Source organism: Tepidimonas sp., from assembly GCF_029335975.1.
Taxonomy (GTDB): Bacteria; Pseudomonadota; Gammaproteobacteria; order Burkholderiales; family Burkholderiaceae_C; genus Tepidimonas.
Window position 1 is genome coordinate 1 of record NZ_JARJMT020000025.1, and the last position, 8293, is coordinate 8293.

Sequence of the window (8293 nt, forward strand, 5' to 3'; positions counted from 1 at the left end):
TCGTGCCGGTGGATGTGTATGTGCCGGGCTGTCCCCCGACGGCCGAGGCGCTGCTGTACGGAATCATCCAGTTGCAGCACAAGATTCGCCGAACCAACACCATTGCCCGTGTCTGACAGGACGACCCCGCGCGGTGCCCGAGGAGCCTATCGATGACCCCGACGATGCAAGCCGCCGACTGGGCGGCGCTCGCTGACCAATCCCTCCGCCCTTCGGACGAGGCGGTGCACGATGCCGTGGCTGCCGCCCTGGGCGAGCGGGCCCAGAGCGTGACCCTGTCCCGCGGCGAGGTGACGGTGGTGGTCTCGGCGTCGCAGTACCTCGATGCGATGCGCATCCTGCGCGACGCCCCGGGTTGCCGTTTCGAGCAGTTGATCGACCTGTGCGGCGTGGACTACTCGACCTACCGCGACGGAGCCTGGGAGGGGCCGCGCTTTGCCGTGGTGTCCCACCTGCTGTCGGTCAGCTTGAACCAGCGCGTGCGGGTGCGCACCTTCTGCCCCGATGATGATTTTCCGCGTGTCGACTCCGTGACATCGGTCTGGCCGTCGGCCAACTGGTATGAACGGGAGGCCTTCGACCTGTTTGGCATCGTCTTCGAGGGGCACGCGGATTTGCGTCGCATCCTCACCGACTACGGTTTCATCGGCCACCCGTTCCGCAAGGACTTCCCCCTGTCGGGTCACGTGGAGATGCGCTACGACCCCGAGCGTCGGCGCGTTATCTATGAGCCGGTCACGATCGAACCGCGCGAGATTACCCCACGCATCATCCGCGAAGAGGCTTACGGGGGGCTGCACTGACGGGCCGCGCGTCCCGAGGGTAGATCCGTCATGGCTGACATCAAGAATTACACCCTGAATTTCGGTCCGCAGCACCCGGCTGCGCACGGTGTGCTGCGGCTGGTGTTGGAGCTCGACGGCGAGGTCGTGCAGCGTGCCGACCCGCACATCGGCCTGCTTCACCGCGCCACCGAAAAGCTGGCCGAGCACAAGACGTTCATCCAGTCCTTGCCGTACATGGACCGGCTGGACTACGTTTCGATGATGTGCAACGAGCACGCCTATTGCCTGGCGATCGAAAAGCTGTTGGGCATCGAGGTGCCGATCCGCGCGCAGTACATCCGCGTGATGTTCTCGGAGATCACCCGGCTGCTCAACCACCTGATGTGGCTGGGCTCGCATGGCAACGACTGCGGCAGCTCCACCATCCTGCTGTACTGCTTCCGCGAGCGCGAAGATCTGTTCGACATGTACGAGGCGGTGTCCGGCGCGCGCATGCACGCGGCCTATTTCCGCCCGGGCGGGGTCTACCGCGATCTGCCGGATTCGATGCCGCAGTACAAGGTTAGCAAGATCCGTAATGCGCGGGAGCTGGAGGAACTCAACCGAAACCGCCAGGGCTCGCTGCTGGACTTCATCGACGATTTCACGCAGCGCTTCCCCAAGTATCTGGAGGAGTATCACACGCTGTTGACCGACAACCGTATCTGGAAGCAACGCACCGTCGGCATCGGCGTGGTGCCGCCCGAAAAAGCGCTCGCCATGGGCATGACCGGCCCCATGCTGCGCGGCTCTGGCATCGCCTGGGATCTGCGCAAGAAGCAGCCGTATGAGGTGTACGACCGGCTCGACTTCGACATCCCCGTGGGAAAGACGGGCGACACCTACGACCGCTACCTGGTGCGGATGGAAGAGATGCGCCAATCCAACCGCATCATCAAGCAGTGCGTGGACTGGTTGCGTGTTAACCCCGGGCCGGTCATCACCGACAACACCAAGGTTGCACCGCCCAAGCGCGAAGCCATGAAGTCCAATATGGAGGAGCTGATCCACCACTTCAAGCTCTTCACCGAGGGCTTTCATGTCCCGCAAGGCGAGGCCTATGCGGCGGTCGAGCATCCCAAGGGCGAGTTTGGCATTTACCTGATCAGCGACGGCGCCAACAAGCCGTACCGCTTGAAAATCCGTGCGCCCGGCTTTGCTCACCTGTCCTGCCTGGACGAGATGGCGCGCGGCCACATGTTGGCCGACGCCGTGGCCATCATCGGCACCTTAGACATCGTGTTTGGAGAGATCGACCGATGAGCACCGAACCCCATACTGTCGATCCGATGGTGCTGTCCGAGGCCACACGGGCCCGGTTTGCGCGCGAGGTCGCCAAATACCCCGCCGATCAGCGCCAGTCGGCGGTGATGGCGTGTCTGGCCATCGTGCAGCAGGAGCAAGGCTGGGTCAGCCCGGCCGCCGAGCGGGCCGTGGCCGACTACTTGGGTATGGCGCCGATCGCCGTGCACGAGGTCACGACCTTCTACAACATGTACAACCAGCAGCCGGTTGGGCGCTTCAAACTCAACGTCTGCACCAACCTGCCGTGCCAGTTGCGCGGCGGCGCCAAGGCCCTGCAGTATCTGGCCGACAAGCTGGGTATCCGCCCCGGCGAGACCACCGGCGACGGTACCTTCACCCTGCAGCCGTGTGAGTGTTTGGGGGCCTGTGCCGATGCGCCGGTGATGCTGGTCAACGACCGCCATATGTGTAGCTTCATGACGACCGAGCGGCTCGACCAACTGATCGATGGTCTGCGCGCCACGGTGACGGAGGGCCAGGCATGAACGTCCGACAGCTCCTGCAGCTGTTTCAAGCGACCGGGGTACAGACCTGTTTCCACGGCCGCCACATCCAACCGCAGATCTATGCGGGCCTGGACGGCACCAACTGGCGCCTGAAGGACTACGAAGCGCGCGGCGGCTACCAGGCGCTGCGTCGCGTCCTGGGCAAAGACGGTGGCGAGGGCCTGACGCCCGATCAGGTGATCGCCGAGGTCAAGGCCAGCGCGCTGCGCGGGCGTGGAGGCGCGGGCTTTCCCACCGGCCTCAAATGGAGCTTCATGCCGCGCCAGTTTCCGGGCCAGAAATACCTCGTGTGCAATTCGGACGAAGGCGAGCCTGGTACCTGCAAGGACCGCGACATCCTCATGTACAACCCGCACATCGTCATCGAGGGCATGGCGATCGCGGCGTACGCCATGGGTGTCTCGGTCGGCTACAACTATATCCACGGCGAGATTTTTCAGGCCTACGAACGCTTCGAGGCCGCTTTGGAGGAAGCGCGCGCTGCGGGATATCTCGGGGACCACATCCTCGGCAGCGATTTCAGCTTTCAGCTCTTCGCCCACCACGGCTGGGGTGCTTACATCTGCGGTGAGGAAACTGCGCTGCTGGAGTCACTGGAGGGCAAGAAAGGTCAACCGCGCTTCAAGCCGCCGTTTCCAGCCAGTTTCGGCTTGTATGGCAAGCCGACCACCATCAACAACACCGAGACCTTCGCCGCGGTGCCGTGGATCATCCGCCACGGCGGTCAGGCCTACCTGGAGGTTGGCAAGCCAAACAACGGCGGCACCAAGATCTTTTCGGTTAGCGGCGACGTCGAGCGGCCGGGCAATTACGAAATCCCGCTGGGCACACCGTTTGCCAAACTGCTGGAGCTGGCGGGCGGCGTGCGCGCGGGGCGTCAGCTCAAAGCGGTGATCCCCGGGGGGTCCTCGGCGCCTGTGCTGCCCGCTTCGATCATGATGGACTGCACGATGGATTACGACTCCATTGCCAAAGCGGGCTCCATGCTGGGGTCGGGCGCGGTCATCGTGATGGACGACACGCGCTGCATGGTCAAGTCGCTGCAGCGCTTGAGCTATTTCTACATGCACGAGTCGTGTGGCCAGTGCACCCCATGCCGCGAGGGCACGGGCTGGCTGTGGCGGGTGGTCGATCGCATCGAAAACGGTCAGGGTCGTCCCAGCGATCTCGACCTGCTCGACAACGTGGCCGAAAACATCATGGGCCGCACGATCTGTGCGCTGGGCGACGCAGCGGCGATGCCGGTGCGCGGGATGATCAAACATTTCCGCGACGAATTCGTCTATCACGTCGAACACAAGACCTGCATGGTCCCGGCCTACGTCTGAAGTGAGCGCCCCCATGGTTGAAATCGAACTCGACGGCAAGAAGGTGGAGGTTCCGCCCGGCAGCATGATCATGCATGCCGCCGAAAAGGCGGGTGTCTATGTGCCGCACTTCTGCTATCACAAGAAGCTGTCCATCGCGGCCAACTGCCGCATGTGCTTGGTCGATGTGGAAAAGGCGCCTAAGCCCATGCCCGCCTGCGCCACGCCAGTGACGATGGGCATGGTCGTGCGCACCCGCAGCGACAAGGCCATCAAGGCGCAGAAGGCGGTGATGGAGTTTTTGCTCATCAACCATCCACTGGACTGCCCGATCTGCGACCAGGGTGGCGAGTGCCAGTTGCAGGATCTGGCGGTGGGCTATGGCGGCACGCATTCGCGCTACGAGGAAGAAAAGCGCATCGTCTTGCACAAGAACGTTGGGCCGCTGATCTCGATGGAGGAGATGAGCCGCTGTATCCACTGCACCCGCTGTGTGCGCTTCGGGCAAGAGATTGCCGGCGTCATGGAACTGGGCATGAGCCACCGCGGCGAGCACTCCGAGATCGAGACGTTCGTCGGCCAGACGGTGGACTCCGAGCTCTCCGGCAACATGATCGACCTGTGCCCGGTGGGCGCGCTGACCAGCAAGCCGTTCCGCTATGCCGCACGCACCTGGGAGCTGTCGCGGCGCAAGAGCATCAGCCCGCACGACTCGACCGGGGCCAATCTCATCGTTCAGGTCAAAGGCGACCGTGTGTTGCGCGTCGTCCCGCTGGAAAACGAAGCCGTCAACGAGTGTTGGATTGCCGACCGTGACCGCTTCAGCTACGAGGCGCTCAACAGCCCTGACCGCCTGACGCAGCCCATGATCAAACAGGGTGGCGAATGGCGCACGGTGGATTGGTCCGCTGCGCTGGAATATGTGGCCAACGGCCTCAAAGGCGTGCGCGAGCGGCATGGCGCGGGCGCGATCGGCCTGCTGGCCAGCCCCCATGCGACGGTCGAGGAGCTGGCCTTGGCGCGCGCCCTGATGGCCGGCTTGGGTAGCCCCAATCTGGACCACCGGCTGCGCGCGGCCGCGTTCGACCACGCCGCCCCGGCCGGGCAGGCCCGCTGGCTGGGCCTGCCGATTGCCGATCTGTCCACGCTGGATCGGGTATTCGTGGTCGGCTCCAACCTGCGCAAGGACCATCCGCTGTTTGCGCAGCGCATTCGGCAGGCGGCGCGCAAAGGCGCCCAGGTGTCGGCGCTCGTGGCGGGGACCATCGATTGGGCGATGCCGTTGCACCGCGTGCTGACCGCGCCGGCCGCCGACTGGGTGTCGGCCTTGGCCGGCGTCGCTGCTGCCGTGGCCGAAGCCAAAGGCGTTGCCCTCCCTGCGGGAGCGGAAGGCGTCGTCGTCCACGATGCCGCTCGCGCCGTCGCACAGTCGCTGATCAGCGGCGAGCGCCAGGCGGTTCTGTTGGGCAATGCCGCGGCGCACCACGCCCGCGCCGCATCGCTGCTGGCCTTGGCGCAGTGGATCGCGGAGCACACCGGCGCCCGCTGGGGATATCTGACCGAAGCTGCCAACACCGTGGGGGCCCAGCTCGTCGGTGCATTGCCGGGCGAAGGCGGGCTGGATGCACGGCGCATGCTGGGCGGCGCGCTCAAGGCGGCTGTGCTGCTGGGCGTGGAGCCAGGCGCCGACACTGCCGGCGATGGTGCGGCATTGGCCACAGCCGAGCTCGTCGTGACGCTCAGTCCGTTTCAGACCAACCTCGACATCAGCGATGTGCTGCTGCCAGTCGCTCCGTTCACGGAGACCTCTGGCTCGTTTGTCAATGCCGAGGGGCGGCTGCAGAGCTTCCAGGCAGTGGTCAAGCCGCAGGGTGAAACCCGCCCGGCGTGGAAGGTGCTGCGCGTGCTAGGCAATCTGCTCGGGCTGCCTGGCTTCGAGCAGACCACCTCGCAAGAGGTGTTGGCGCAGGCGCTGCCCGGCGTGGCCCACGGCGAATTCGTGTCGGCCGAGCGGCTGAACAACCGCATCTCGGTTCCCCGCATCGACCTATCGCCGGCCCAAGGAGAGCCCTGCGTAGCGGCCATCTACCAGTTGGATGCGCTGGTGCGGCGCGCGCCCGCGCTGCAGGCGACGGCCGATGGCCGGGCGGCCCGGGCTGCCGCTGAAGGAGTGTGCGCATGATCGATGCGATCTACCAAGGAGGGATGCAGCTGAGCTCGGCAGCCTGGTGGACTCAAGCCGGCTGGCCGGTGATCTGGATTCTGCTCAAGATCGTCGTGCTGCTAGCTCCCTTGATGCTGCTGGTGGCCTATTTGACCTGGTGGGAGCGGCGGCTGCTTGGCTTCATGCAGGTGCGACTCGGCCCCAACCGTGTCGGGCCTTTCGGCTTGCTGCAACCCATCGCCGATGCGCTCAAGCTGTTGACCAAAGAATTGATCCGCCCCACGGCGGCCAACGGCGGATTGTTCCGCTTGGGGCCGATCATGGCCATCATGCCGGCGCTGGCGGCATGGGTGGCCGTTCCGTTTGGGCCCGACGTGATTCTCGCCAATGTCAATGCCGGCCTGCTGGTGATTCTGGCGATCACGTCCATTGAGGTCTATGGGGTCATCATCGCCGGTTGGGCGTCCAATTCAAAGTACGCCTTCCTGGGTGCGCTGCGCGCTTCGGCGCAGATGGTCAGCTACGAGATCGCGATCGGCTTTTGCTTCCTCGTCGTCGTGATGACCGCGGGCAGCCTGAATCTGTCGGAGATCGTGGCCTCGCAGGCGCGCGGCGTGGCGGCCGACATGGGGCTGAATTTCCTGTCGTGGAACTGGTTACCGCTGTTGCCTATTTTCATGGTGTACCTGATCTCGGCGGTGGCCGAGACCAACCGCCACCCCTTCGACGTTGTCGAGGGCGAGGCGGAGATCGTCGCGGGTCACATGGTCGAGTACTCGGGCATGGGTTTTGCAATCTTCTTCTTGGCCGAGTACGCCAGCATGTGGCTGGTGTCGATTTTGGCGGTGCTGATGTTCCTCGGGGGCTGGCTGCCGCCCATCGACAGCGCCGTGTTCAACGCCATCCCGGGCTGGGTCTGGCTGGGCCTGAAGACCACCGTCGTGGTGTCCATGTTCATCTGGATCCGGGCCACGTTCCCGCGCTTCCGCTATGACCAGATCATGCGTCTGGGCTGGAAGATCTTCATCCCGGTGACGCTGATCTGGCTGCTGTTGGTGGGCGCCGTGATGCAGACGTCGTGGAATCCCTGGAAGTGAAGGAGGGTTGCTCCATGTTCGCCACCGCCGTCGCCCCGTTTTCGCTGAAAGATTTCTTCAAGAGCTTTTTGCTCGTCGAGCTGTTCAAAGGCATGGCCTTGACCGGTCGCTACGCCCTGCGTCGCAAGGTCACGGTGCAGTTCCCCGAGGAAAAAACCCCGCTGTCGCCGCGCTTTCGCGGCCTGCACGCGCAGCGCCGCTACGAAAATGGGGAAGAGCGCTGTATTGCGTGCAAGCTATGCGAGGCGGTCTGTCCTGCGATGGCCATCACCATCGAATCGGCCCAGCGCGAGGATGGCACCCGCCGCACGACGCGTTATGACATCGACCTGACCAAGTGCATCTTCTGCGGTTTTTGCGAGGAGGCCTGCCCGGTCGATGCGATCGTCGAGACGCATATCTTCGAGTACCACGGCGAAAAACGCGGTGATCTCTATTTCACGAAAGACATGCTGCTGGCCATCGGCGATCGCTACGAGAAAGAGATCGCGGCGGCCAAGGCGGCCGATGCGAAATACCGCTGATCACCGCCACCGCACGAGCACATCATGGACTTCGTCTCCGGATTTTTCTATTTTTTCTCGGCAGTGCTGCTGTTTTCCGGATGGCGCGTCATCACGGCGCGCAATCCGGTGCACGCTGTGCTGTATCTGATGCTGGCCTTCTCGCAGGCTGCGGCGTTGTGGCTGATGCTCAAGGCCGAATTCCTCGGCATCGCGTTGGTGCTCGTCTACCTTGGCGCGGTGATGGTGTTATTCCTGTTCGTCGTGATGATGCTCGACATCAACATCGATGCCATGCGCGCCGGCTTCTGGAAGCATCTGCCCCTGGCCTTGATACTCGGGGGTCTGGTCAGCGTCGAGCTGATCGCGGTGCTGTGGGCCGGCTTCCCGACCGCCACGGCCAGCCCATCCGTCACCGGGGCCATGCATGACGCGGATCACCGCAATACCTATGAGTTGGGTCGCTTGCTCTACAGCGACTATCTGTATCCGATTCAGGCGGCGGCGGTCATCCTGCTGGTGGCGATGATTGCCGCCATCGCCCTGACGCTGCGCGGGCGCAAGGACACCAAGACCGTCGATCCGGG

Annotated in this window: 8 protein-coding genes and 1 pseudogene; all 9 read left to right on the forward strand. The window is 64.0% G+C overall.

Annotation, left to right across the window (positions count from 1 at the left end; genetic code table 11):
* A pseudogene (locus P3W97_RS01320) lies at window positions 1–116 on the forward strand (NADH-quinone oxidoreductase subunit B); the annotation flags it as partial.
* Between the two features lie 48 nt (window positions 117–164).
* Window positions 165–803, forward strand: coding sequence for an NADH-quinone oxidoreductase subunit C (locus tag P3W97_RS01325; protein WP_300843173.1), 639 nt, complete (start codon window positions 165–167; stop codon window positions 801–803).
* A 30-nt stretch (window positions 804–833) separates the two neighbouring features.
* A complete protein-coding gene (locus tag P3W97_RS01330; RefSeq protein WP_300843167.1) occupies window positions 834–2087 on the forward strand; it encodes an NADH-quinone oxidoreductase subunit D in 1254 nt (417 codons plus the stop codon).
* A 29-nt stretch (window positions 2088–2116) separates the two neighbouring features.
* The gene (gene nuoE / locus P3W97_RS01335) at window positions 2117–2614 is read left to right on the forward strand and encodes an NADH-quinone oxidoreductase subunit NuoE (RefSeq protein ID WP_300843174.1); all 498 of its coding nucleotides are present in this window, start codon (window positions 2117–2119) and stop codon (window positions 2612–2614) included.
* Window positions 2611–3963 carry an NADH-quinone oxidoreductase subunit NuoF gene (nuoF, locus tag P3W97_RS01340; protein WP_300843168.1) on the forward strand — a complete coding sequence of 451 codons (1353 nt, stop codon included), beginning with the start codon at window positions 2611–2613 and terminating at the stop codon, window positions 3961–3963. The genes nuoE and nuoF overlap by 4 nt, the downstream gene beginning before the upstream one ends.
* 13 nt (window positions 3964–3976) lie before the next feature.
* On the forward strand, window positions 3977–6124 hold the full coding sequence (gene nuoG, locus P3W97_RS01345) for an NADH-quinone oxidoreductase subunit NuoG (RefSeq protein ID WP_300843169.1): 2148 nt from the start codon (window positions 3977–3979) through the stop codon (window positions 6122–6124).
* Window positions 6121–7203 (forward strand): NADH-quinone oxidoreductase subunit NuoH, encoded by a 1083-nt coding sequence (gene nuoH, locus P3W97_RS01350; RefSeq protein ID WP_300843170.1) that lies wholly within the window; start codon window positions 6121–6123, stop codon window positions 7201–7203. The genes nuoG and nuoH overlap by 4 nt, the downstream gene beginning before the upstream one ends.
* A 14-nt stretch (window positions 7204–7217) precedes the next feature.
* Window positions 7218–7727, forward strand: a complete 510-nt coding sequence (gene nuoI, locus P3W97_RS01355; protein WP_300843171.1) for an NADH-quinone oxidoreductase subunit NuoI — start codon at window positions 7218–7220, stop codon at window positions 7725–7727.
* 24 nt (window positions 7728–7751) lie between these two features.
* The coding region (locus P3W97_RS01360; RefSeq protein ID WP_300843172.1) for an NADH-quinone oxidoreductase subunit J at window positions 7752–8293 on the forward strand (542 nt) is incomplete at its 3' end.

Excerpts from the sequence above, each read along its gene's own strand:
- P3W97_RS01325 (WP_300843173.1), top strand. The coding sequence starts at position 165 with ATGCAAGCCGCCGACTGGGCGGCGCTCGCTGACCAATCCCTCCGCCCT.
- P3W97_RS01330 (WP_300843167.1), top strand. The coding sequence starts at position 834 with ATGGCTGACATCAAGAATTACACCCTGAATTTCGGTCCGCAGCACCCG.
- nuoF (WP_300843168.1), top strand. The coding sequence starts at position 2,611 with ATGAACGTCCGACAGCTCCTGCAGCTGTTTCAAGCGACCGGGGTACAG.
- nuoG (WP_300843169.1), top strand. The coding sequence starts at position 3,977 with ATGGTTGAAATCGAACTCGACGGCAAGAAGGTGGAGGTTCCGCCCGGC.
- nuoH (WP_300843170.1), top strand. The coding sequence starts at position 6,121 with ATGATCGATGCGATCTACCAAGGAGGGATGCAGCTGAGCTCGGCAGCC.
- nuoI (WP_300843171.1), top strand. The coding sequence starts at position 7,218 with ATGTTCGCCACCGCCGTCGCCCCGTTTTCGCTGAAAGATTTCTTCAAG.